Source organism: Ginsengibacter hankyongi (assembly GCF_008710285.1).
GTDB lineage: Bacteria > Bacteroidota > Bacteroidia > Chitinophagales > Chitinophagaceae > Ginsengibacter > Ginsengibacter hankyongi.
In genome coordinates this window covers 92,321-117,034 of the sequence record NZ_VYQF01000001.1, presented here as the reverse complement: position 1 = coordinate 117,034, position 24,714 = coordinate 92,321, and the positions used below count along the sequence as shown (strand labels likewise).

Annotated in this window: 15 protein-coding genes; 10 read left to right on the top strand and 5 right to left on the bottom strand. The window is 39.3% G+C overall.

Annotation, left to right across the window (positions count from 1 at the left end; translation table 11 throughout):
• The first annotated feature begins 22 nt into the window (after positions 1 to 22).
• The 7 genes from FW778_RS00470 (at position 23) to FW778_RS00440 (ending at position 14,238) form a co-directional block, all read left to right on the top strand.
• Positions 23 to 838 (top strand): sialate O-acetylesterase, encoded by an 816-nt coding sequence (locus FW778_RS00470; protein ID WP_150412613.1) that lies wholly within the window; start codon positions 23 to 25, stop codon positions 836 to 838.
• A gap of 161 nt (positions 839 to 999) precedes the next feature.
• Positions 1,000 to 3,501: a glycoside hydrolase family 2 protein gene (locus FW778_RS00465; protein WP_235905990.1), complete on the top strand. Its 2,502-nt coding sequence runs from the start codon at positions 1,000 to 1,002 to the stop codon at positions 3,499 to 3,501.
• Between the two features lie 491 nt (positions 3,502 to 3,992).
• Positions 3,993 to 5,375 (top strand): MFS transporter, encoded by a 1,383-nt coding sequence (locus FW778_RS00460; protein WP_150412611.1) that lies wholly within the window; start codon positions 3,993 to 3,995, stop codon positions 5,373 to 5,375.
• 324 nt (positions 5,376 to 5,699) lie between these two features.
• Entirely contained in the window at positions 5,700 to 6,800 is a 1,101-nt protein-coding gene (locus tag FW778_RS00455; RefSeq protein ID WP_202552013.1) for a glycoside hydrolase family protein, read from the top strand.
• A gap of 254 nt (positions 6,801 to 7,054) precedes the next feature.
• Entirely contained in the window at positions 7,055 to 8,212 is a 1,158-nt protein-coding gene (locus FW778_RS00450) for a glycoside hydrolase family protein (protein ID WP_202552012.1), read from the top strand.
• Between the two features lie 1,252 nt (positions 8,213 to 9,464).
• The gene (locus FW778_RS00445; RefSeq protein ID WP_150412610.1) at positions 9,465 to 12,512 is read left to right on the top strand and encodes a SusC/RagA family TonB-linked outer membrane protein; all 3,048 of its coding nucleotides are present in this window, start codon (positions 9,465 to 9,467) and stop codon (positions 12,510 to 12,512) included.
• Between the two features lie 25 nt (positions 12,513 to 12,537).
• Positions 12,538 to 14,238 (top strand): RagB/SusD family nutrient uptake outer membrane protein, encoded by a 1,701-nt coding sequence (locus FW778_RS00440; protein WP_150412609.1) that lies wholly within the window; start codon positions 12,538 to 12,540, stop codon positions 14,236 to 14,238.
• A 353-nt stretch (positions 14,239 to 14,591) separates the two neighbouring features.
• Here the strand turns inward: FW778_RS00440 and FW778_RS22950 are convergent, their stop codons facing one another.
• Positions 14,592 to 15,092 carry a hypothetical protein gene (locus FW778_RS22950; protein WP_202552011.1) on the bottom strand — a complete coding sequence of 167 codons (501 nt, stop codon included), beginning with the start codon at positions 15,090 to 15,092 and terminating at the stop codon, positions 14,592 to 14,594.
• On the opposite strand from FW778_RS22950, the gene FW778_RS00430 reads away from it, so the two are divergent.
• The 3 genes from FW778_RS00430 to FW778_RS00420 all read left to right on the top strand — a co-directional run bounded on the left by FW778_RS00430 (position 15,077) and on the right by FW778_RS00420 (position 16,589).
• Positions 15,077 to 15,541 (top strand): sensor histidine kinase, encoded by a 465-nt coding sequence (locus FW778_RS00430; protein ID WP_235905989.1) that lies wholly within the window; start codon positions 15,077 to 15,079, stop codon positions 15,539 to 15,541. The genes FW778_RS22950 and FW778_RS00430 overlap by 16 nt on opposite strands.
• A gap of 259 nt (positions 15,542 to 15,800) precedes the next feature.
• Complete coding sequence (locus tag FW778_RS00425; RefSeq protein WP_150412608.1) at positions 15,801 to 16,184, top strand: hypothetical protein; 384 nt, start codon at positions 15,801 to 15,803, stop codon at positions 16,182 to 16,184.
• Between the two features lie 177 nt (positions 16,185 to 16,361).
• Complete coding sequence (locus tag FW778_RS00420) at positions 16,362 to 16,589, top strand: hypothetical protein (RefSeq protein ID WP_150412607.1); 228 nt, start codon at positions 16,362 to 16,364, stop codon at positions 16,587 to 16,589.
• 493 nt (positions 16,590 to 17,082) lie between these two features.
• Here FW778_RS00420 and FW778_RS00415 read toward each other — a convergent pair whose 3' ends face one another.
• From FW778_RS00415 to FW778_RS00400, 4 genes are all read right to left on the bottom strand, one after another.
• Positions 17,083 to 17,952, bottom strand: a complete 870-nt coding sequence (locus tag FW778_RS00415; protein WP_150412606.1) for an AraC family transcriptional regulator — start codon at positions 17,950 to 17,952, stop codon at positions 17,083 to 17,085.
• Positions 17,953 to 19,037: 1,085 nt separating this feature from the next.
• On the bottom strand, positions 19,038 to 19,730 hold the full coding sequence (locus FW778_RS00410) for a 3-keto-disaccharide hydrolase (RefSeq protein WP_150412605.1): 693 nt from the start codon (positions 19,728 to 19,730) through the stop codon (positions 19,038 to 19,040).
• Positions 19,731 to 19,789: 59 nt separating this feature from the next.
• Complete coding sequence (locus tag FW778_RS00405) at positions 19,790 to 21,568, bottom strand: SGNH/GDSL hydrolase family protein (protein ID WP_150412604.1); 1,779 nt, start codon at positions 21,566 to 21,568, stop codon at positions 19,790 to 19,792.
• 257 nt (positions 21,569 to 21,825) lie between these two features.
• Complete coding sequence (locus FW778_RS00400) at positions 21,826 to 24,519, bottom strand: family 78 glycoside hydrolase catalytic domain (RefSeq protein WP_235905988.1); 2,694 nt, start codon at positions 24,517 to 24,519, stop codon at positions 21,826 to 21,828.
• Positions 24,520 to 24,714 lie beyond the last annotated feature (195 nt).

The window sequence follows — 24,714 nt, the reverse complement described above, 5'->3', positions numbered from 1 at the left end:
TGGATCAATACTAATACCGATCATGAAACTTGCATTTAAAAACCTATTGTTTATTTTCTTATTGATAAGTAATCATGTGCATGCACAGCAGTCGTTTCTATTGGCCGGACAAAGCAATGCAGTTGGGCACGGCGATAGCAGAAAGAGTAACCTGAATGTATGTATAAATGCCTATGAATACGATGTGTTGTTGGATTCAATAAAATTATTAAAAGATCCTGCCGGACAAAAGTGGAAAAGCCTGGAAACGACTAACAAAGGAGGAACCATGCTTCCTTCTTTTGCAAAAGCGTTGAATGGATTAACTCAGGAAAAAGTAGTTGTGTTAATGGCAGCAAGGGGTGGAAGTTCCTGTAGCAAAAATGCAGAACTGGACAATTACGGCACATGGGATACCAGTGGGAAATTGTTTACTGATGCCGTTGAAAAAACAAACAAGGCAATCAATAAATCAGGCATTCTATTAACGGGTATCATCTGGATGCAGGGCGAGCGGGATGCCAATGCCATCAACGATGGCAAAGAAACAGGCGAAGCATTTAAAGCATCCTTAGAAAGTTTGATCAAACGTTTCAAGAACAGGTATGGTAAAAGACTTCCTTTCTTTATTGTTCAAACAGGATACCAGTCAGGCAGGCCCAAAGCAGGCAATGATATCGTTAGGGAGATACAGGCGGCCGTTGCCAAAAAAATGAAACGGGTATATGTAGCGTATGAAGACACCAACCTGTTCTTTGAACGAAATTGGATGAAAGACAATGTGCATTACAACCAGGATGGATTAAATGATATTGGAGAAAAGGTGGCGAAATATGTTTACAAATGTTTAGCTAAATAATTATTGGTGCATCATTCCTCTTTGACAAATTTAAAAACGGTATAAAAATTAATTTTTACAATATCATGAAACGAATAATTTCAATCAGTGTTTTTCTGCTTGCGTATTTTATTGGGAGTCTGTCATTTCTTTTTGCGCAGCAAATTCCACCAGGTTTAAATATGGAATCAATTTCCGGACAAAAAATTTCCCTCAATGGAATGTGGAATTTTAAAGCAGATTATTACGACAAGGGAGAAACGCAGCAATGGTTTAACCGCAGCTATAACGATGCCGGTTGGGATCAGTTGCCCGTGCCGGGTAATTGGGATATCCGAAATGAGTACGCCGATTTTACAGGTAAGGGATGGTATAGAACGGTGTTTAATTCGCCTGCTGGTATAACCGGAAAAAGCGTGCGGTTGAATTTTGAAGCAGTCGGCATCAACTACAAAGTTTGGTTGAATGATCAATTGATTGGCGATGTTACCGGTGGATTCTTTTCCACATATTTTGACATCAGCGAACAATTAAAGACTGGGGCAAAAAACTGTTTGGTGGTATGTGCCGACAATAGTTTTAGAAGTGGTGCTTACTGGAGTTGGGGTGGCATCAGGCGTCCGGTAACATTGCTGGTGGATGATCCAATACACATTGAATCTGTAAAAATAACAGCTACACCGGATCTTAAAAAGGGCACTGCTGCAATAACTTTCAATGCGGCTATCTTTAATGGTAACAAGGTAAATGAAGTGGTTGATTTAATGTATGAACTTAGTTTTAAAGGCAAGCTGATTAAAAGCGGTTCGAAGAAAATATCAGTAGTGAATAGTAATCTTAATAACGCGGAAATTAATTTTTCGCTCGCCGCAAAAGATGTTCAATTATGGCACTTCGATTTTCCAAATTTGTATAACCTGAAAGTTCAAATAAAAAAAGGAAATACCATCATTCATGAAATAAAAGATCGTTTTGGTATCCGTAAAGTGGAAATTGCCGATGGCAAGTTTTTACTGAACGGAGAATCCGTAAGGGCGATGGGACTTAACTGGGTAGCTGATGACCGGCTTACAGGTAATACGCTACAACCGGAGGTTTTTAAACGGGACATTGATAATATGAAAACACTCGGTGTAAACATTACGCGGCTTTCACATATGCCCCTGCCCAAAGATGTGTATGATTACCTGGATGAAAAAGGCATATTGGTAATTGCTGAGATACCGCTTTGGGGTACTACCAAACTAACGGATCCTGCCAATCCAATTGCAAGGCAATGGATGCGTCAATTGGTCAGCAATCACTTCAATCATCCTTCTATTATCGGCTGGTGTGTAGGCAACGAAATTGGTGACAAAAGAAGGAATACAAAAGTGATGGAATATGGAGAAAAGGCGATACAGTTTGTGAAAGATAGTCTCGACAATTCACGACTGGTGGTGTTGGTTTCCCATACGGCAAATAATCAAAAGGAAGATCCTTCCCAATTTGGAGATTTTGTTCCCTATAATACCTATGGCGGGTGGGGGAAGAATGTTGAATTAGTGCATAACAACCAGCCGGGTAAATTAATTTTTATTTCGGAATGTGGAGGTAATTTAATCGGTGAAGACATCAATACTTCCACCGGAAATTTTCCAAAAATGTTCAACGAGTTTCGTGACAGGGAGTATTGCTTTGGGGCTTCCTTATGGACATACAATGATTACAGAAGTGATTACCGTACTTCCAATATTTCATGGGATAGTAAAATAGATCAAAATAGGGATTGGGGCTTGGTGGATGTTTACGGGAATAAAAAAAGGGCATTTGAAATTATCAGAAAAGAATTCGCACCCTTCAGGTTGCTGACTGTAAAAAATAATAACAATAATACCGAAGTGAATCTTCAGCCACGAAACAAATTGGATTTACCCGCTTACACTTTAAGGGAATATAAATTGGTTTGTGAAGATATTGGAAAGGAGGGGCAGTCAATAAAGAAATCCACCATTATCATCGAAACAGTAAATCCCGGAGATGCTGCTTTTACCAAATCATTTGAACATGAAGCAACTAACCAGGAAATCGCTGCAAGAAAAATATCATTGGTAAGTCCTACCAACTATACATTGATGGATACCACCATCTATTATGTTGTTCCACAGAAACCGGTTATAAGAGCAGTTTTTAACGATGGAAACAAAATACGGGTTGTTTTTGACCACGTAAATTTTGCAACCGAATATAAATTGTTGTATGGCGAAAATGAACTCAATATTTCAACAGTAAATACCATTGATAACTATATTGAAACTGATAAATTATCAGGCGGAAATAATATTGGCAAGGTTTACCAAATACAACTTTTAGCCATCAATAGTTTTGGTGAAGCCAAATCGAGTATTCACAATGAAGCCATTAAAAGCTATGGTAAGTTGCCACCTGTAATTAAGGGCGTGACTGCATTTCAAAATGGAATCAGCATAGGTTATAGTAGTGAAAAAGGCGAATATCGCTATGAAGTGCAATACAGTACCAAGCCGGATTTTTCATTGAATACACATACCGTGCAGATAAAAAATAAAGGCGCCTGTTATATACCCGATCTTGAGCAAGGGGTAACTTATTATGTAAGGATGTGCGTGTTTGAACAATACGAAATACAAAGTGAATGGAGTGAAAGTTATAAGGTTAAGTTGTAAACTTTAAAGTTAAGCTGAATGCATAGTATTACGTACAATCAGCAAATATGTGCTAGTTGGTTTTTTAGCGATCTGCTTTAGCTTAAGCAAATTAAAAGATATTATGATTAAACTCTTTCTAATAAAAATTGCCATACTGAGATTCGTAGGTGTATGTGTTTTGCTATGCTTTCACTTATATTGCTGGCGCAGAATATATCTGCTTCGAAAGCTGGGTTGAAAGCATATTTCTTCGATATACCTACCTCCTCAAAGCCTTTTTGTAACGACACCGGGTGGGATGCAACCTTTCAAAAGTCGGTATTACGCCCGATTTGGAACTAATGCTACATAAAGTGAGAATTGGCGCATCGGTTTATGGCTCGTGAATGGTGAATAGCGGTCGATGATTGCAGACTTCTCATATTTTGCCCACTCACCAGTGACTATTCACTATGACAGTTTACGATTAACTTAATAATGTATGCTCAATAATGATTAAAAGACAATAAATGAAAATAAAAAATTTGCGTTGGTGGATTGTGGTGCTGCTTTTCTTTGCCGCAGTACTGAATTATATTGATAGGCAAACCTTGTCGTCATTAGCGCCTACTATTCAAAAGGATTTGAATATGAATGAGCAGGACTATGCCAATGTAGTAAACATCTTCCTTATTGCATACACCATAGCGTATTTATTGTCCGGACGCATTTCTGATAAAATAGGAACAAGAAAAGGCATGTTTGTTTTTGTAGCATGGTGGTCTATTGCAAATACCCTTACCGCTGCAGCAAGTAGTATCGCTTCTTTAAGTGTTTACAGATTTGCGTTAGGTTTAGGGGAGGCAGGTATTTGGCCGGCTGCATCTAAGGCCGTGTCTGAATGGTTTCCAAAAAAGGAAAGGGCTTTTGCTATCGGGCTTTATACAATGGGAGCAACCATTGGAGCAACAATAGCGCCTTATATTGTAATTCCGCTGGCCACTTACAATTATGCTTCCACTTTGCCCGCTATTGCTAATTGGCTTGGACAGGGGACCGGTTGGCGGCTGGCTTTCATACTCACCGGTATGGCTGGATTGGTGTGGCTGATTCCATGGATAATGGTATATCGGCAACCGAAAAAATCTAAATTGATTACTGAAGCTGAACTTCAACTCATCAACGATGATGCTGCATCAGATGATCCGGCAGATTCAGCAAAAGAAAATACCTGGTCGTGGAAGCAGGTATTCTTATTCAGGGGTACATGGTTGTTGTTGATTGGAAGATTGGTCACTGACCCGGTTTGGTATTTTTATCAGTTTTGGTTTCCCAAATATTTAAGCAGTGACAGGCATCTTTCACAAGAGGAGTTGAAAATCACCTGGGTTATTTATGCAGCTGCGGGTGTTGGAAGTTTGCTCGGAGGGTGGCTGTCGGGCCGTCTTGTGAAGAAAGGAGTAGCGCCTGTAAAAAGCAGGTTATGGGTCATGCTTGGCTGCGCTTGTATAATGCCACTTTCTCCATTAATCAGCCAGGTAACAGGTTTGAATTTCGCAATGACAATTACTATATGTGCGGTAATGGCTTCTCTGGCTTGGTTAATTAATATCAGCTCGTTGGTATTAGATGTAGTACCAAAGCATTCCCTCGGAACCGTATTTAGTATTGTAGCAGCAGGTAGTACAATTGGGGGGATTCTCATGAACACAATAGTGGCGGCAATGGTTTCCGGAACTTCTTCAAAAGCAACTGGATTTTTAGATAAAGGGTTGCATGCTCTTCTTAGTCCAGTGTTAGATGCTGTTCAGGGTCAAGGGTATTCATGGTGGTTTATTGTAATGGCGTTTCTGCATCCAGTTGGATGGTTGATATTGAAATTTGGTGGGATGCAAAAACTGTCAAAAAGTTAAACTCGTGCATTATTTCCTTTCAGAATTGAGCATCTCTAAAAAACTTCATTGTCTTATGCTTTGCAGAGGATTATGAAAGTGAAGTTAAAATAGTGTAAGTATTTTTCGAAGATGACTTATGGCACTATCCCCTGCAGTCTATGTTGAGACTCGAAAAGTCGATGAATGTAGCGTAGTTAGTCGATGGTTAGATTTGAAGTAGTATTTTGGCAGCTCGAAGGGGAAGAGCAAGTAGTGAAGCAGATCGTTAATAAGAGGTTTAAAATAAAGCCCCAGAATGTTTTAAGCCACACTTTAAATAACAGAAATTTTAAAATATTTAGCATGAAAAATGAAAAAATAGAAATGAATAGGAAGCGCATAGTTAATGTAAATCCGCTAGCATTATGTTGCATTGTTTTGTCGTTTGCGGTGGTAAATACCCAGGCTCAGGATTTAAATATTGGTAGTATGATTCAACCCATACCCATGTCGGCGAAATTCATAAGCGATACTTCTTATATCTGGGGCGGTACGCTTGTCAAATCGCATATCGACCAGAAATACCATCTCTTTTATTCCCGATGGCCACGTAGGTATGGAATGTCGGCCTGGGTCACTAGTTCAGAAGTTGCTCATGCTGTTTCCGATTCGCCTTTTGGCCCGTTTAAGTTTAAAGATATCGCGTTACCACATCGTGGCGCTGAATACTGGGATGGAATGTACACACACAATCCGACGGTTCATTTCTTCAACGGGAAATATTACCTCTACTATGTGGGAAATTTTGGAGATGGGAAAATAACCAGCCCGCAATTGAACTGGACACATCGCAACAATCAGCGCATCGGGGTAGCCATTGCCGATGACCCTAACGGACCTTGGAAACGGTTTGATAAACCTATCATTGATATTTCTTCTGACACCACTGCCCATGATGCACAGATGGTGGCCAATCCTTCGGTGACACAAATGCCTGATGGCCGCTTCCTGATGGTTTATAAAGCAGTTGCCCGTAAAAAACCACAACCTTTTGGTGGCCCTGTGGTTCATCTCACAGCTATTGCCGATCGTCCGGAAGGGCCATTCCTAAAGCAAAACAAACCCGTTTTTACCGTCGAAGATGTTGACTTTCCGGCAGAGGACCCTTTTGTTTGGTATCAGGATAATTGCTATTATGCCATAGTAAAAGATATGAAAGGCTCTTTTACGAATGCAGGCCGAAGCCTGGTGCTTTTTTATTCGTTTGATGGATTGGACTGGAAACTGGCCAAACACCCTCTGGTGTCTGACTTAAATATTAAATGGGCAGATGGAAGCACCCAAAAACTGGAAGCGTTGGAAAGGCCGCAGTTGTTCTTCGAAAATGGCAAACTGGTGGCTTTGCTTTGTGCCGTAAATGAAACGCAGGGACATTCGTACAATGTACAGATACCCTTAAAATAAAGGCGTGGAAAGCATACGGAGCAAATTCGTCGTCATTCCTTTTAGGCAAAACGATGCGTATATTTCGATGTTAGACTTCTGGAAACCTGAAACTCGATCAACAGAAGATACAGATGGATGAACATTAATTTTGCGGACTGCCAATGGACCCAGGAAGAATGCAATATGGACGTCTCTTCAGCCAGAATTTGTAAAATAGTGCTTTTGAAGCTATTACCTGAAGCAAATTTTTATTAAATATAAACTTTTAAGACATGTTTTCTTTACAGTTTAAAAATGCCCTGAAAATTGTATTTACGTTTTTGCAGATTGGTTTTTGTATTCCCTCATTTGCTCAGTATCCTAAACTGGACAAAAAAGGCAACCTGGTTTCAATGGATGAAGTTGATATCAGTTCCATGGTGCAACCGCTTCCTGAAAAAAATAAGTTCGTTGACTCCAACTACAATATTTGGTGCGGTTCTGTTACAAAGGGCAAAAACGGAAAGTTTTATATGTTGTATAGCCGATGGCCAAAAGCGTGTGGCCATGAAGCCTGGATTACAAATTCTGAAATAGCCCTGGCAAAATCAGACAAACCCGAAGGTCCTTATCGCCATGTAAAAGTAGTTTTTCCGGCACGTGGCAATCAATATTGGGATGGCGTTTGTACCCATAATCCAGCCGTCATTCAGTATAATGGGAAATACTATCTTTTTTACATGGGGTCAACAGGCAGATCTTTTGTTCAACCAAACACATCATACGATAACCCCAACTGGTGGGAATACCGAAACAACCAGCGAATAGGCGTAGCAGTAACGGATGATCCTGAAGGAGATTGGCAACGCTTTGATCAGCCCGTCTTGGATGTCAGTAAAGATTCAACTGCTTATGATGCATTGTTGGTATCCAATCCTGCTATCACGGTTGATTCAAAGGGGGAAGTAATCCTGATCTACAAACAAGTAGCGAAAAATGGCACCATGAAAGGAGGCCGGGTAAGATTTGGTGTAGCCTTTTCAAAATCGTTATTGGGACCTTTTGTGAAACACCCGTCACCTGTTTTTGAAGCGAAGGATGGAGGCAAAGAATGGATGGTTGCAGAAGACCCTTATTTATGGAGCTACAAAAAAAGCAATTATGCCATCGTAAGGGATGTGGTAGGAAAGTTTACAGGGGAGGCAGGTGCGTTGGCCTTGCTTAGTTCGACAAATGGGATTGATTGGCTGCCAACAAAATATCCCAAAGTAATGCCCAATCACGTACAGATGGATGATGGAACTCTTTCAGAAGACAAACTGGAACGGCCCTGCTTATACACCGAAAATGGATTGCCGGTTTTATTGTTTGGCGCATTGGGGATAAATCATAGGCAATATTCCATTAATGTCGCGGTTCCACTGAAAATACCTGCTGTTGGGGGGAAATAGTACCGAGGAAAAGTTTACAGGTAGTGGTCATATAGGTCATATAGGTATGGTAGTGTATGCTTCTCAAAAACATAACGGAATTAATTTTCATGTAGGTAGAACTGATGTTACTGATCTTCGGCGAACGCCCGATAAGGAAGTTGCCAGTCCGTATATGTCGCACCGCCACTGTTCGCATTTATTGGCTTTGTATGCTTTGTTCCACTCCCACCCCATATCAATAAAGACAGTATTTTGGTAGAAAATCTGTGGACCACTGGCCGAAAATTGACTCAAGTTAATCAGACAGCTCTAACTATACGGGTACAGCATCTTATATCTGCATTGGGCAGGGAGATGATGCCATTAAAAACCGGCAACAATTTTTAACTGACAGTAAGGGTGTCAGGTAGTTTAATGCAAATACTTTTTATACTGAAGAGAAGGTAAAAATCTAGTTATGGAAACGTCGTTGAGTGATGTCGACTCAATACCGGAATGTTGCTACCAAGTTGCGACGGTGAAAGACGGGTATTTTCTGCTTTACCTAATGGCTGATAATTGCATATTTTAATGACCTGAGCCGAAGGCAAGTCCTGGTAAGTGTGGCTATGAAAAATAAACGATTGTGTTGGCTGAAGATGGAAATCCTTACAGGCGAGCCTTTTATAATTAAATCCGTAAATGCTCATCAATTACCACCAGTTACATCCTTTAATATATAGGCTCTAAAGTATATAGAAAACGCAGAAATTATCCTGCTGGTGAGTAAAGAAAATTTCCAACCACTGCTGCAAACCAAAGTCAAATAAAATTTAACTTATCCATTTGGCGTAAAGAAAAAGGAAACAACTCAGTAAGAGCGAGGATTCGCTGGTGGTGTATGTGATACGTTAATTAGCAGTCAGGAAGAATTATTCATTTTTGTGTACACTAGCTAGTCGCTTTTGGCGGTGTTGTAGTTTTGTGTGATCCCTATTGGAAAAGACTTTGAGGTTAACATGGAAATAATATTGTGATAAATCCAGAAGCGTTTTCATTTTTTTTATCACTTCCCCTTGAATTTTTCCAATAATAATCCCCTTCAAAAAAATAGTATATCTATCGAAAAGGATTGCGGAATCGTTTTCGATAGATATTATTGATTATTGCTTTACTTCCTTTTAATATGGTAATATGATTAAGAATACCTTTATTATGTACTAATCTTCAAGATAGGTATATCGAAAAGATTTATTGCATTATAATAACTAAATAACTAAACAATTGCTGTATGAAAAAATTGACTCCTTTATTTGCACTAACTATTTTCTTTTTACTCTTTCAGCTAAGTACCGTAAAAGTGTTTTCCCAAAATGCTGTAATTAAGGGTACTGTAAAAACAGTTGATGGAAAAGCCGTGGATGGTGCTTCTGTTTCAATTAAAGGAGAAACATCAGGAGTCATTACTGATGGTAATGGTGCATTTGCTATTAGTGTACCACACGGTAAATTAATTGTTATTTCCGGGATAGGTTATCAAACTGTGGAAATAAAGCCCGTTTTCGGCAAAGAATTATCCGTAGAGCTTATTCGGGCAAATGGTAATTTGGACGAGGTGGTGGTAGTAGGTTATGGTTCCCAAAAGAAGGTTAACTTGTCGGGTTCTATCGTAGCATTAAAGGGTGAATCACTTGCAAGAAGAAACACGCTTCAGACCTCGCAGGCTTTGCAAGGCATGGCAGCCGGGGTAACAGTTACTTCTAATAATGGTAAGCCCGGTAAAGAGAACACTTCAATTCGTATCAGGGGTATTGGTACTATCAATGATAACAATCCGTTGGTGTTAGTTGATGGAGTTGCTTCTTCCGTAGATGCGGTAGATCCGAACGACATTGAAAGTATATCCATCCTAAAGGATGCAGCTTCCTCCTCTATTTACGGTTCACGTGCGGCAAATGGTGTAATTCTGATTACCACCAAACGAGGGAAATCCGACAAGGTTATGGTAACCTATAAAGGTTCCGTTGGTTTTACAAAGCCTTTGAACCTTCCTAAAAATGCCACCGCATGGGATTATATGACGCTCTATAATGAAGCCAACGGGAATGATTTGCGCAATGATGCAGGTGTTGCAGGTGGGGCTGTGTATAGCACTGATAAAATCAATACATGGAAAAATGCAACGGATCGCGATGCCTATCCAAATTCTGACATGATACGGGAAACTTATAAGAATACCGCAGCCCAGACCCAACAATACCTGGGGTTCTCTGTAGGTAATGGGAAGTTTAATTCAAATACTTCATTGAACTTCACTATGCAGAATTCAAATCTACCCAACACGGACTACAAGCGTTATGGTATTAGGTCCAACAACAGTTACACGGTAAGTAAATACTTAGAATTTGGCTTCGATCTTTCCTCTCGCAATACGCATATAAATGATGCGGCCCCCGGTACTGAAATTGAAGGGATGCTAAGACAACCTGCCATCTACCCTACACGTTATTCAAATGGCGTCTGGGGATCTAGTTATGCAGGAACACCCCACACTATGCAAACGATATTTGATAAGCTGAACATGAGATACGAAGATTATCAGGAAATCCTTGCGAGGATCTATACCAAAATAACTCCTTTTAAAGGAATGCAATTTCTTTTTTCATACACCCCGAAAATAAATACTGACGCTTACAAGGGTGTTACCAAACAGACATCTCTTTATGATTACAAAACCGGCGTTGTGATATATAAACCGAGTGCACTGGCAAGTATGTATGAAACAAGGGATGTAACGAATGAAAATGATCTCAACGCACTGGCGACCTATACTAAATCCATTGGTCGGCATGATATAACTTTGTTATCAGGTTACCAGTACCTTACCAATAATTTTAATGAATTATACGGAAGCAGGCAGGGAAATAATTTCCAGCAGTTTGAAGAGATCAATGCATATGATCCTACCGGACAAATTACGAACGGATATACCACCCAATGGGCTTTACAGTCGTACTTTGGTCGTTTGAACTATGCCTATTCTGGTAAGTACCTGTTTGAAGCCAATGTTAGATATGATGGCTCTTCCCGTTTTGCCAACGGTTATAAATGGGGAATTTTCCCATCTTTCTCCGGTGCTTGGCGCTTCTCTTCAGAGAATTTTATGAATAATATCAATTGGCTGCAAAATGGTAAGTTGCGTGCTTCCTGGGGTAAGCTGGGAAATCAATCCGGCTTGGGATCAAATTACCCTTTTGCCATGAACATCGCAACCAATCGATACACAGTTTTTGGTGGTGTGCTGAATCCCGGATACGCTCCCGTTAATTATGCTTTGAATGATATTACCTGGGAGACGACCAGCATGATTGACCTTGGTACCGACTTATCTTTCTTTAAAGGAAAACTAGAGGTAAGCTTTGACTGGTTCAAGAAGCAAACAGAAAATATTCTGCTCAATATGGCTATCCCCGGAGTAATGGGTTATGCCAACTCGCCAAAGCAAAATGCAGGTTCTGTAGAAAACAAAGGTTATGATATAACTATTTCACACAACAATACCATTGGAAAATTCTATTACAAGGTTACGGGTATTTTGTCTGACGTAAAAAATCAGATCACTAATCTGGGCGGGCTTGGCCCGCAGATAAATGGCACCCATGTATTACAGGTAGGTTCACCAATTGATGCCTATTACGGTTTACAAGCAGATGGTCTTTTCCCTTCCTTCAAGGATGCGAGAACTTATCCGGTGGCGCAGTTTGGAAAATTGCAGGGTGGGGATGTTCGTTATAAAGATTTAAATGCTGATAATAAAATAACAGGTAGTGACCGCGTTGTTCTTGGAAATCCAATTCCCCGGTATACTTATTCTCTTGATCTATATACTGCCTATAAAGGATTTGACTTTGCCCTGTTTTTACAGGGAGTGGGAAAACATGATTCCTATGATGCGGGTTGGGATGCTTATCCATTCCAAAATGCATCCACACTGCTGGTACAACACCTTGATCGGTGGTCAGAAGCAAACCCTAATCCAAATGCAACCACACCCCGCCTGTCAATTAATCAGCAGTCAAACAACCTACAGCCATCTTCCTTCTGGCTTATCAATGCAGCCTATTTGCGTTTGAAAAATATTCAGCTAGGATATACTTTGCCAGCTCAACTGGTGAAAAAGGCCGGCATCGCGGATGTACGATTCTTTGTAAGCGGCAATAACGTTGTTACATGGAGTAAAATGCCGGTAGGGATAGACCCGGAATCGCCTGAAAGTACAAATAATTATGTACCGATACTGTCAACTTACACATTTGGAGTGGAAATAGAATTTTTATAACAATAGATAACTAAAAAAGATAAAGATGAAGAAGAACTTAATATATATGCCCCTTATGGTGTTTATGCTTTTTACTGGTTGTGATAAGGCGCTCGAGCGCTATCCACTGGATTCCCCTTCTGCAAGTACTTTCTATACCAACGAAACTGAAGTTCAAGGAGGAGTTAATGCTTGTTACAAATTTATAGTAGCCGGAAACAACGGCTATTTTGCACCTGAGTTTAGTTATGATGCATTGGCTGAAACGGTTTTCATCCGTGGCGGCGGTTTTGCACAAAATGTGATGATGTCTGTCCTGGATTTCAAAGAAGGACATTTCAGGACTCTATGGCTCAATATGTACCAGGGAATTGCTCAATGTAACCTGATGTTACAAAAGATTGAAGAAAATAAAAGTGCACTGACTGCTGACAAAATCAAACAGTTCGAAGGTGAAGTTTATTTCCTGCGTGCGAACTATTATCTGCGTCTGACAAATATGTTCGGTGACGTGGTCTATCTTGATAAACCTGTTTCCTCAGTTGGAGAAGGAAAGTCTGTTACGCGTACTCCCAGGGCTGAAGTGTTGAAAAAAATCTACGCAGACTTTGATCAATCCTACGCTTTGTTAACCGGCTCCGCGGTGAAAACACTGGGGCGTGTTACAGCTGGTGCAGCTATGGCCTACAAAGCACGTGCTGCCCTACAAAATAATGACTGGGCTACAGCCGCCGCCGCCGCAAAAATTGTTATCGATTCCAAGCAATACAGTTTGATGCCTAATTATTCAACTTTATTTACAGAGGCCATCTTAAATAGCCCAGCCAATACGGAGCAAATTTTGACAAATATGCACCTTTATACTGCGGGTAATGCAACGGCTTTTCCTCAATATACATCTGCCCGTTCTGTTTCTGGTGGTTATACAACCATTGTACCAACCCAAAATATGCTAGATTCTTATCAATGCACTGACGGACTGGACATAAGTAAATCTCCCCTTTATGACAAGTCAAAGCCTTATGATAACCGTGATCCACGCCTGCGTTATTGTTTTGTGCTGCCAGGAGATATGTGGAATGGTTACATTTATGAAACACGTGCGGATAAACCCACTACATTGAACAGTCAAGGCGTGTCGGTAAAGAATCTGGATAGTTATGCATCCACTGTATTTACTTCATTTACCGGTTATTTGGTGCGTAAATATTACGATTTCAAGTACTTAGGCAGTCTGACCCAGTGTGAAACGCCATTCATGCTATGCCGGTATGCAGAAGTATTATTAACCTATGCCGAAGCAAAGATTGAACTGAATCAGATTGATGCTGATTGTTTAAACGCTATCAACCTGGTACGGGGGCGTAGCGATGTGCACATGCCCATAGTAACTGTAGCATTAGGCCAGTCCGAAATGAGGAATCTTGTGCGTTATGAGCGCAAAATTGAACTTTGGAACGAAAACTTGCGCTGGGACGATCTTCTTCGCTGGAAACGGGCAGAAGTAATTATGACCAGACCTATTTTCGGCAGACCACTTTTGGGGGAATATAGTCAATATCCTGATGTAGCATTTGACTCCTTTGGAGATCCGGTATATGATGAGACAAATTATGTAGGTTCTCCATCCAGTGATTACCGAGTGTTGATTCGGCCAAACTTCAATAAGAACCGTGATTATTTATGGCCAATTCCTGAAACTGAACTGAACCTCAACCCGGGATTAAAGCAAAATCCCGGTTGGTAATTTTTTGAAATTCATTTAATCGAAGGAGAACTGAGGCATTTATTTAATTGATACTGATTGCTGTTTATTAAATTTTGTCTCTATGCGAGAGGCTGGCACTACTAACAGCCTTTCGCATAGTTCTAAAAAATGATCAATATTATTTCTGGTATTAAACTGGTTGTACATGGTTTTAAATAAAATCGGTATAATTTCTAAATTTTATAATTTAAACATATATTTAGTTTATTGTTGATGCTTTTATTTTGAAGATTTAAAGTGGCGGACGCAGAATAGTCCAATAGAAAAACGTCAAAGATGCGGTTGATAAAATCAACTGCTTTTCAGGTTCCCTTTCTTATTTACCATTTTGATCAGCCGGGAAATGTATAACGAAAGCACAGCCCCATATACCTGCAGCTTCTGTGGGTTGTTACCCATGCAAACGATCTTAGGTGCTTGTGGATTATTAATATCCAATGTAAAGTCGTTCCCTGAGAGCACGTAATAAGTTGCGGCGAAGATAATCGGGCCATGGCTACTTTCGCGGTCGCTATCTTTCCTTCTAACTGTTCCATTACATCATTGACATAAGCCGTTACAAAAGGATTGATTAGCACCTCAATTTCCTTTTCAGTTTTTAAGACGGTAAACAGCTTATCATATTCAACCTGCTTTAACTCGATGACGTGGGAAAGAGTGCAAAATTCACCATTCTGGTAGCGGCGAAGAAACCAGATAATAGCCGTTAAAAAGTTGATCGGTGATTCCACGAAAAAGTCACCCTGCCGCCTTATCCATTCCTGGTTGAATCCCATTAAAATTGTGCGTGCAAGCGTGCAGATGCTATTGTAAAGGTATGCTGCAACACTCACTGATAAGCACAGGTGTAAAAGAACCAACAGATATTAATGCTTTGGCTGACGAATATTTGCAGTTAAGTTATCATGGACTAAGAGCAAAGGATAAACCGTTCAACGCAGGCTTTAAAACAGATTTTGATAATGGCATTCGAAAGATCGACATCGTTCCGCAGGACATTGGAAGAGTATTATTGAATTTATATAACAATGCATTTTATGCAATAAATGAAAAAGCAAAACAACAGCCTAACGGATATGAGCCCACGATTTCCGCAACTACAAAGAAGGAAGGCGATAAAGTAATACTAACAGTGAAGGATAATGGTAATGGCATCCCACAAAAAGTAATAGATAAAATCTTCCAGCCATTTTTTACCACAAAACCAACTGGTGAAGGAACAGGGTTAGGTTTATCATTGAGCTATGATATCTCAAAGCACATGGCGGTGAAATTAGGGTAAGTACAATTGAACGGGAAGGATCTGAATTTATTATAAACCTACCTGCTTAATCTCATACAGTTCATTGCTGGGACCTGCATATTACATTACCGGCCCTAACCTTGTCTTTCAGACATTTTAATATTCTCTCTATGACGTTAACCAAAATCCTGATCTATGCTCGATTCTGTAGCAATTCTGTATTAACGTTTCATTGGTAAACATACTCATAAATGCATTGTCATATACGTATTAAATCACCAATCTTAAAAATACAATTATGAAAAAAATTATTACACTAGTATTCTTTGCTGGTTGTTTAACCACTGGATTTGCACAATCCGGTCACCGTCGACAAAGCAACGATCAAACTGATGGTAACGGATACCAGTCGCAACAAAGTGGCGGATACAATCGTGATCAATATTCACAACACTCTCGTGATGGTAATGGAGGTTATAGCGATAATCAATGGAATAGCCGGAATAATCAAAATGACTACGGATATCATAAAGACAGAGATAATCAGGAGAGAGGAGATATGAGGAGAAATCAATACGATTATCCACGCGGTAATCAAAGAGGATGGGAAGATCATTCTTGCAGATCTTGGGGAAGAGAATCAAGGCGCCATAGGATATACCGTGATGATGACAGGGACTAATAATTCAACTCATTAACTAAGCCCCGCGAGGTTTCAGTCCCATTCCCCGATATGTATATTATCGGCCATTCGTGAAGCAATGCATATAAAACTCCGGTAAAAAAATGTGGCATATTGTTAGATACACGAGCACTGGTGTATTGTAAATAAAAAAATTAACACTAAAATTTAAACATCATGAAGATTAAAAGTTTATTAATTGCTATCTGTGCTCTTGTTATTTCCTTCTCTGCTTTCAGCCAGGAAAGCACTAAATCTAAGCATCATCATTCTACTGCAATGCATCATAAAAAGCATCACAAACACATGAAGAAAGAAGATTCAAAAGCAGATAGGAAAAAAGATAAAAAAGAAAAATCTAAGAGAGAGAAGAAAATGAATGAGAAAGAGGAAACAACTAAATAATTTCTCTTAAACTGATACTTAAAGAGGTTGTCTTAAAGGGCAGCCTTTTTTATTTAAAGGAAAGTGTATCCATTCATAAATCATTTAAATAGATGCTCACTGGGGTTTAAAACAACTAAATATCTTGATGAAGGCCCCACCGGTAAAACATGTATTCAACCCATTTTTAGAAAGAATTGTACTCAGCGATGTAATTAATTCTTTGAAGGTTAATCTTCATGAGCTTCTACATTTACCCTGCGGAAGTTTTTTTGAAGGAATCTAATGAATAAATCATAAAATAATTTTGCACTTATTGTAATATTCGTAAAGTAAAATCTTGTACCAACTGCTTCCATATATTCAATAATGGGAATAGGATAAATGCTTCATGAATATAGATGCTTTATGATGCGTATTATCCAACATATATCCTTCTAGCCAAATGAGCTCACGGTGCCAGGATCCTAAAGGTATATTTAGTAGGTTAGATTCCCACGGTAACCATCCGACGCTAATTTTTTGAGATAAACTCTCTTTGATAATTCAACGGAGTTTTGCCAGTTATCATTTTGAAATATTTGTGAAAGCTTGCAAAGTTATTGAACCCACTTTCAAAGCAAATTTGCTTTATACTTAAATTATTCCCAATCAATAATTTACAGGCAATCCCAACCCTGATTTCAATCAGGAAATTGGAGTATGTTTTTCTTGTTTTGGATTTAAAATACCGGCAGAAAGAATTGGGACTCATGCAGGCTATCGCTGCTGCTTCTTCCATTAGAATTTTTCTCTTGTAATTCGCTAAAGAAAATTCATAAATGGAATTGATCCGGTCATTTCCTGTTTGATGGACATTATATTGAAATCCAATGGATGAGAGTATTTTATAATTGCCGGAATGAGCAATATTAACGAGCGCTTCGAGTATTAATATTATTTTATTGCACCCATCTGATATAAGCATCTTCTCTAAAAGATTTCCGATAAATTGTCTTGTTGGCCTCATTATTTGTATCCCTCTTTTAGCGGTTTCCAAAATGTTTTTTATGGGCAGGTTTTCAGGAATGGTCAAAAAATCCTTTCCCCAAAAATAATCGCAGAAGTGAGTGACAAATACATTCGGTTCCTCGATTGGAGAATTAAAATACGTTTCATCAAAACTCCAGTAATGGGGAAGGTTGGCGCCTACTAAAATCACATCGCCTGAATTAAAGAGGCTGATACTGTCGCCTATAAATTGAGTTCCGCGCCCCTCCTTAAAATAAATCAATTCAATTTCAGGATGGTAATGCCAACGGTTATTTACATAAGGGACCCTGTCTTGTCTAACGCTGAAGGAACATGCGGGTTCAGCAGATACTTTCAATAGTTGTGGTTTCATATCAGTTTTTAGCAATCTTGTAAAAAACTTCTGTCGAAAGGTTATCGTATATATTCCATCTGGCCAAGAATTTTAACTTTAAAAGATAATATAGGTTAATTATTGGTTAAAATGCAAAATTTAACACCTGAAAATATTAAGCAAACCGGCTTTGCTTATTCAGCTTACTTTTGTTGTTCCGGTATGTTTTTATTAGAGGTAACAATAATTCTTTCCCCTCGCAATCCCCGATTGTTGTTAATGAATATTTTAAGCATGCCGATGCAGCCGGCGCAGGTTTTCTGCTTATGCTAAAAAAATTAATTAAAGCGGAAACTCATCGTTAAAGGCCCACCAATTCCGTACAATAGAAAAATTCTAATGTCGAAGTCTGCTATTCATGCCGGCGCAGGAAAAAAACATTTGTTTGCTAAAATCATATAATAAAATGCTAAGAACGTCGATTCTGCCTACCTGCGCCGGATGGTAAATTTGTTTTACATTTTGTTAGAAGGGTTTAATAACACAACTCTTTTTAAATAATAAAAATACTTGTTGAGTAAATGATTGCTTTTTCGGTTAGGAATTTTTAAGCAGGAACATTTTTCAAATTGTTGCAGCAGCTGTTGAGTTAGACTGTTATCGGACAAAATTCAGCCTTAATGTAACGCTCGTAAAATAGTGAAGATAATGTCATGAATTACTTTCCGCCATCAATTAAGGATGCGGAGCTGATTATTAAAAAACAAAATGTTCCGCTGCGCCTTTGAATGATTGTATCAGCTTTTATAACATAACTCAGCTGCACCCAATTACAATCATTCAAATCCACATCGTTTTAAAAACATATTATGTAGTAACTTTATTAAATGTCAGCCTCTCTTAGAACCGCTTTACATAGGAGCGTATGTTATTGTTAACTTAGTTATATGTAAAAACGCATACTGAGTGTGGCTTTCAAAGCCTACCATCAACAACAGGGCATACTTCTCCCTCCTTCACTGGATGAACTCATCGGGGAGGATCACCCGGTAACAATAAGTAAATCAACAGAAAACAAGTTCACCTGCCTAATTAAATGTAATATTTTCAAATAGTCTGGTATATTAGTGTACCGATAAATCTTTTACCCGGATGTTTCTAAACTGTACTACCGAGCCATGTCCCAGGAAACCGATATGCCCTTTATCGCGTTTCAAACCAGGATGCTGTTTTCCATCCATGGTTCCATTTTCCCTGGCATTGGTGATATCCACATCAGTAATAACGGTACCATTTAATATCACTTTAATTTTTGGTCCCTTTGCAATTATTTCTTCGTAGTTCCATTCCCCAACAGGTTTTAAATAACCTCGTTTTGCCGGAACAACACCATAAATAGAGCCGTGATATTGATAGGGATGGAGATCCTTATATACATCAGCTGTATTATCGAGTACCTGTATCTCCATTCCTACATATGCTGCATCGCCTTCTAAGGGAGCCCTGATGCCCACTCCATTATTTGCTCCCGGCGTAAGCTTAAATTCAAAACGAAAATCAAAATCGCTGTATTCCTGTTTGGTGTAAACATTTCCTCCACTACCTTTTTCAGGGTGTATGGTTATGGTGCCATCTTCAGGGACATAACTTTGAGTATTGCCGGTCCATTGATCCATCGTTTTGCCATCGAATAATAAAGTGTAGCGTTGTTTCTTTTCCTTTTTTGACAGCTGGTTTAGCACAGAGCTTTTGGATGCAGTGCATGAAATAAAAGCTACAGCCGGTAGCAGCAGGCAAAAAAATAGATTTCTTTTCATTATTAATTTATTTATCGGTTATTATTTCTTTAGCATGTTAATTAAAAGAGAGAACAATTTCATTTCATCTTATCCAAATGAGCAGTTATAAAAAAACCCAGCTTCCCATAGCCAACTGCATTAGGATGTAATCCGTCTAAAAAAAGCGACTCATCAATTTTTCCATCTTTCTTAACAAGAAGGTTTCCGGCATCGGCGTAATTTATTTTCGATTGTGCGGCTACGTTAGCCAGCATTTTATTTAGCCTCACAACCCTATCTTCCATATTCCTTCGCGGAAAAATCCCCATCATTAATATATGAGCATTAGGTTCCTTTGCCCTGATCACTTTTATTAAAAATTGTAATCCTGTTGCTATTTCCTTATTTGTATTCAATTGCAGGTTGTTTGTGCCTATCATCAGTACAATTTGTTTCGGGGCGATACTATCCAGTTCACCATGATATACCCGCCATAAAACGTTTTCAATTCTATCCCATCCAAAGCCCATGTTAGTTGTTATTCGGGGAGTAAAATACTGCTCCCATGAAGCGCTGCCGTTATGCCTTGGTTCCGCAGGTTGGCCGCCCCAATAATGAGTTATAGAGTTGCCAATTAAAATAAGTCTTGGCGGATGCAGTTTGTTATACTGCATCACTTCACGGTGCCTTGTTTCCCAATCATAACTGTTGGCATCCCGTCGTTGGGTAACAGGGATCGTTGTTGAAACGGACCCTTCGGTTTCTCCCAGAATGTTCTTTATCTCTTTTTCATAAGCGTCTGCATAATGCATCATACCGATATCATTGGGATGAGTTCCATCTACGGTGGATTCAATATCCTGGTTGATGGCTTCTTTAGACAACCGGAATATATTCTTTACCCCTGCCGCAATTAATGAATCAAAAGTTTCTCTCAAAACTTTGTTGGTTGAAACATATTCGTTTTTTCTCACAGGGTTCATGTCTCCGTCGGTGTATCCATCATGATCTGTAAGAAGAATCGGAGTATGTGGCCTCTTCCTTTGAAGTTCAGTGACGGAACTCACAATTCTTTTCCTGAGTTCGCCTGTTGCATAATAATCAGGTGAAGTAAGATTGGGCAAACAATCCAGTACATACATTTTGGCATCGATTTCTGATAACAGGTCTATCAATTCTTTTTCCAATTTTCCATTGCCTGAAAAGGCAAGGTTGATAACGGGTCTGTCTAATTTCCTTCCTAAAATATTAGTCCATGCGAGCCCGGGCCTGGAAGCGCAACCACCTTGCGCAATCGACGTTCCATACACAACGATGGGTTTATCGGCACGAACGGGCAATGGTTTAAACGAAGCTTCCTTTGGAACCGATATCTCCATCCATTTTACTGAATTATACAAAGGCAAATACAAAGTATATTCCCTGTTACTTACATGCTGGTCGTTAGGCAGGAGGTTTGTGAAATGATAAGTAATTGTATCTCCGAATGAATATCTTCCCGCTGCCCAAAGCCATGCGCCATCAATTGTTTTTGAATACAAATCTATTCCACTCACACCCGTGGCAGGCATGTGCGGCATTTGCAATATACCTGTTACCTGGTATTTGATGATGAGTTCACTGGCATTGGTTTGAAAACGAATTTGCAAGCCAGCGCTGTTTTTTGAGAGTTTCCACAGGGGCTCACGAACGGACTGCTCAGCCCTTGCGGGCAGGCGATCATAAAAATCTTTCACCTCATGGGACCATGCCTGTCCTTCCAATACCTGAACGCTATCATCGGCAGGGTTCCAGGTTATATACGCGGTTTTATTTTGTGAAAAACAAAATTGAAAAGTTGCTATTAATAAAATAGCAATACATATTCTTGGATTCATTATACAAATTAAAGGTTTATGCAGTACTTTTTCTGTAGCAACAATAACATCAATGTCTTGACAAAAGAAGAGAATTATTTTCAACTACGATAATTTATTTATGATTTTTCAGTTGATGATGATCTGAGGGTTACCCCAGGACCTGCCTGTCTTATATTACCCGGCAAACCTGGAAATAGAAAGAAGTATATTAATGCGGCTAACGTGAAAGACTATGCGACAAATCTTAAACAAGCGGGCGGTTATATATTATCATATTACTTAACAATAAATAAATAACTTCCGGAACCAACCTTTAATAGTGCCTTTCCTTCTTCAAATCCGAGAAACTTTATGTCATTGCGGTTCAATATGGGTTTGCCATTTTCAGTTATTGATTTACCAATAGTTGCAGGCAGATAAATTATGGCGGTTGTGTTAACCGGAATTTTTGTATTCATTGTAAATAGTCCTTTTTTCTTTTCCCAGTTATTTGTAATCATTCCAAAAGGTGATAAAAAACTTACTTTGGAAAAAGTAATGTCACCAACCACTTCAGGGCGAATGATAATGTGGCTGAATGCTTTCGTATTCTTTGCTTGTTTAATTCCGCCAAGCCCGCTGTAAAACCATTCCATTAAATGCCCCAGCATAAAATGATTATTTGATGATATCCTGTTGCCCTGCCACGATTCTGTAAGCGATGTTGCTCCCTGGGCTAACTGGTACCCGTAGCCCGGAACATCTGCGCGGCTGTTCATATCAAATATTACATCAGAGCGGCCAGCTTCGTCCAGCACCTGTAACAGATACCGGAATCCTATATCGCCGGAAGTAACGCCGTTGTTATGTTTACGGATGTCTTCTATAATATTATCAATTATTTTTTTCTTATCAGCCACATTTGCAAGGCCCATATAAAGTGATATGGCATTAGCAGTTTGGCTGCCGGCGCCATACTGCTTTGTTTGTTTATTAAAGAATGTATCGTTATAGGCTTTTTTAACCTGTTCACTTAATGCCTCATAGAATTTTGCATCTTCATTTTTATGCAAAAGGACGGCTACTTTTGAAAGGATTGTCAGGTCATAATAATAGTAAGCCGTACTGGTCATACCTTCGGGTGTTAGTTGCGATGGCCCTAAATTATTAGGTCCTATATCGTACCAATCGCCGAGACCAAAATAAAGGAGATGACTTTTTGATTTCTTTTCGAGATAAGCCGCGTAGCGCTTCATCATGCTATAGCTTTCTTCCAATATTTGTTTATCGCCGTACCATTGGTACAGATAATATGGCAAAATAATTCCGCTGCTTCCCCATTCAGGGGAATCACGAAAGCCTCCTGCAAATGTCACATACTCCGGTGCTATATCCGGTATCAATCCATCTACTGTTTGCGAATGCATCATATCTCTTACCACTTTGCGACATAAAGTTGCAATGTCATAATTATATCGAATGGAGCTACCAACCAGGTGAGCTTCCTCCAGCCAACCCAATTTTTCGCGATGCGGACAATCTGTAAAAATGCTTGCGGTATTGCTTTTGATGGCCCAACCGATCAACTTAAAAATTCTGTTGAATAATTCATTGGAACAGGTAAAGCGTCCAATAGTAGGGGCACTGTTTCGGGTATGGAGGCTCGTTAGTTCTCTTATCACGGGCACTTCATTTTTATTTGTTTTATTTTCTGGTACGCCCCCTTCCAACTGGATATATCGAAAACCATAATACATAAATTGAGGGTGCCACGTTTCAACGCCATCACCTTTGAGCGTGTACTTAAAATAGACGGGAGTACCAACGGGAGTCTGCATTACAAGGCCGCTATCATCTAATAATTCTGCCGGGATAATTTTGACTACGTCACCTCTTTTACCTTCAACCTTAATCAGCGGAATAGCCGATGCGTTTTGGCCCATGTCGTAAACCCACGTACCGGGCTTGGGTTCTGTAATTTTTTGAACCCTAAATTCATCCATTATTTTCAATGGATATGCTGATTGTGCTTCCAAATTTTCCGGACTATTAACGATAATTGCTTGTCGCCATGAGTTATCATTGAATCCCGGCTCATTCCATCCTTTTTGTTCCAAGGTTGCATTGTAGTCTTCACCACCATAAATACTTGAGAAAGTAACCGGACCGGGGCATGCTTTCCAACTTTGATCGCTGATAATATTTTGTTCGCTGCCATCAGCAAAGGCAATTATTAACCTGCAAATAATTTTAGGATAACCATAAGCGCCTTTCAACTTATGATATCTCTCTCCGGGCATATAGTAAAATCCATTGCCCAACATAACACCAATAGCGTTTACTCCTTGCCGTAATTTACTGGTTACATCAAAGGTTACATATAAAACCTGTTGATCAAATTTCGTCCATCCCGGATCTAAAAAATGATCGCCAACTTTTTTTCCATTCAGGCACATTTCAAATTGTCCTAGGCCTGTTATAAACACAGTTGCTTTTTTTATTTGCTTGTTTATGGTAAACTCTTTTCTTAACAGCGGCAGAGTGTCTGCGCCTTCCGTCCATCTTTTATCGCCGGCATTATCAATTGCAGGCACCAGCCGCAGTGAGTCGGGGAGTTTATTGTACCCGATCCATTTTGCATCCTTCCAATCACCTGTTGACAACAAACCCATTTGCCATTTGGCCATGTGGCTCCAGGAAGAAACATTCCCACGGTTGTCCCACACCATCACCTTCCAGTAATAATTTTTTACCGGCAATAATTTTTGACCTGCAAACCGGATATATAATGATTGTCGCGATAATAGTTTTTTTGTGTCCCATATATTGCCTTCATTCTTCTGAAGCAATGAGGAATCATCAGCAATCAATATTCTGTAAGCAGTTTGCTGTACAAACCTTTGAGAAGATTGAAGTTGCCAGCTCAGCGACGGTCTTTTATTATCTATTCCAATTGGATTTTCCTGGTAGTCGCATAATAATCTCTCCACAGAAATTTGTGCTTGTGTGTTTATAACCTGTAGCAGCAGTAAAATGAAAAGAATATTCTTATTCAATAGCTAAAAAAAATTACGTTTGTAAAATCTTCGGTTAAAGTATAATGCAATTCAAACTTACAACACAATTAAATTGCAACTGTATATTTTATCGCGAAGGAACAGGCTGTTTTTTGATTCAATTAATAA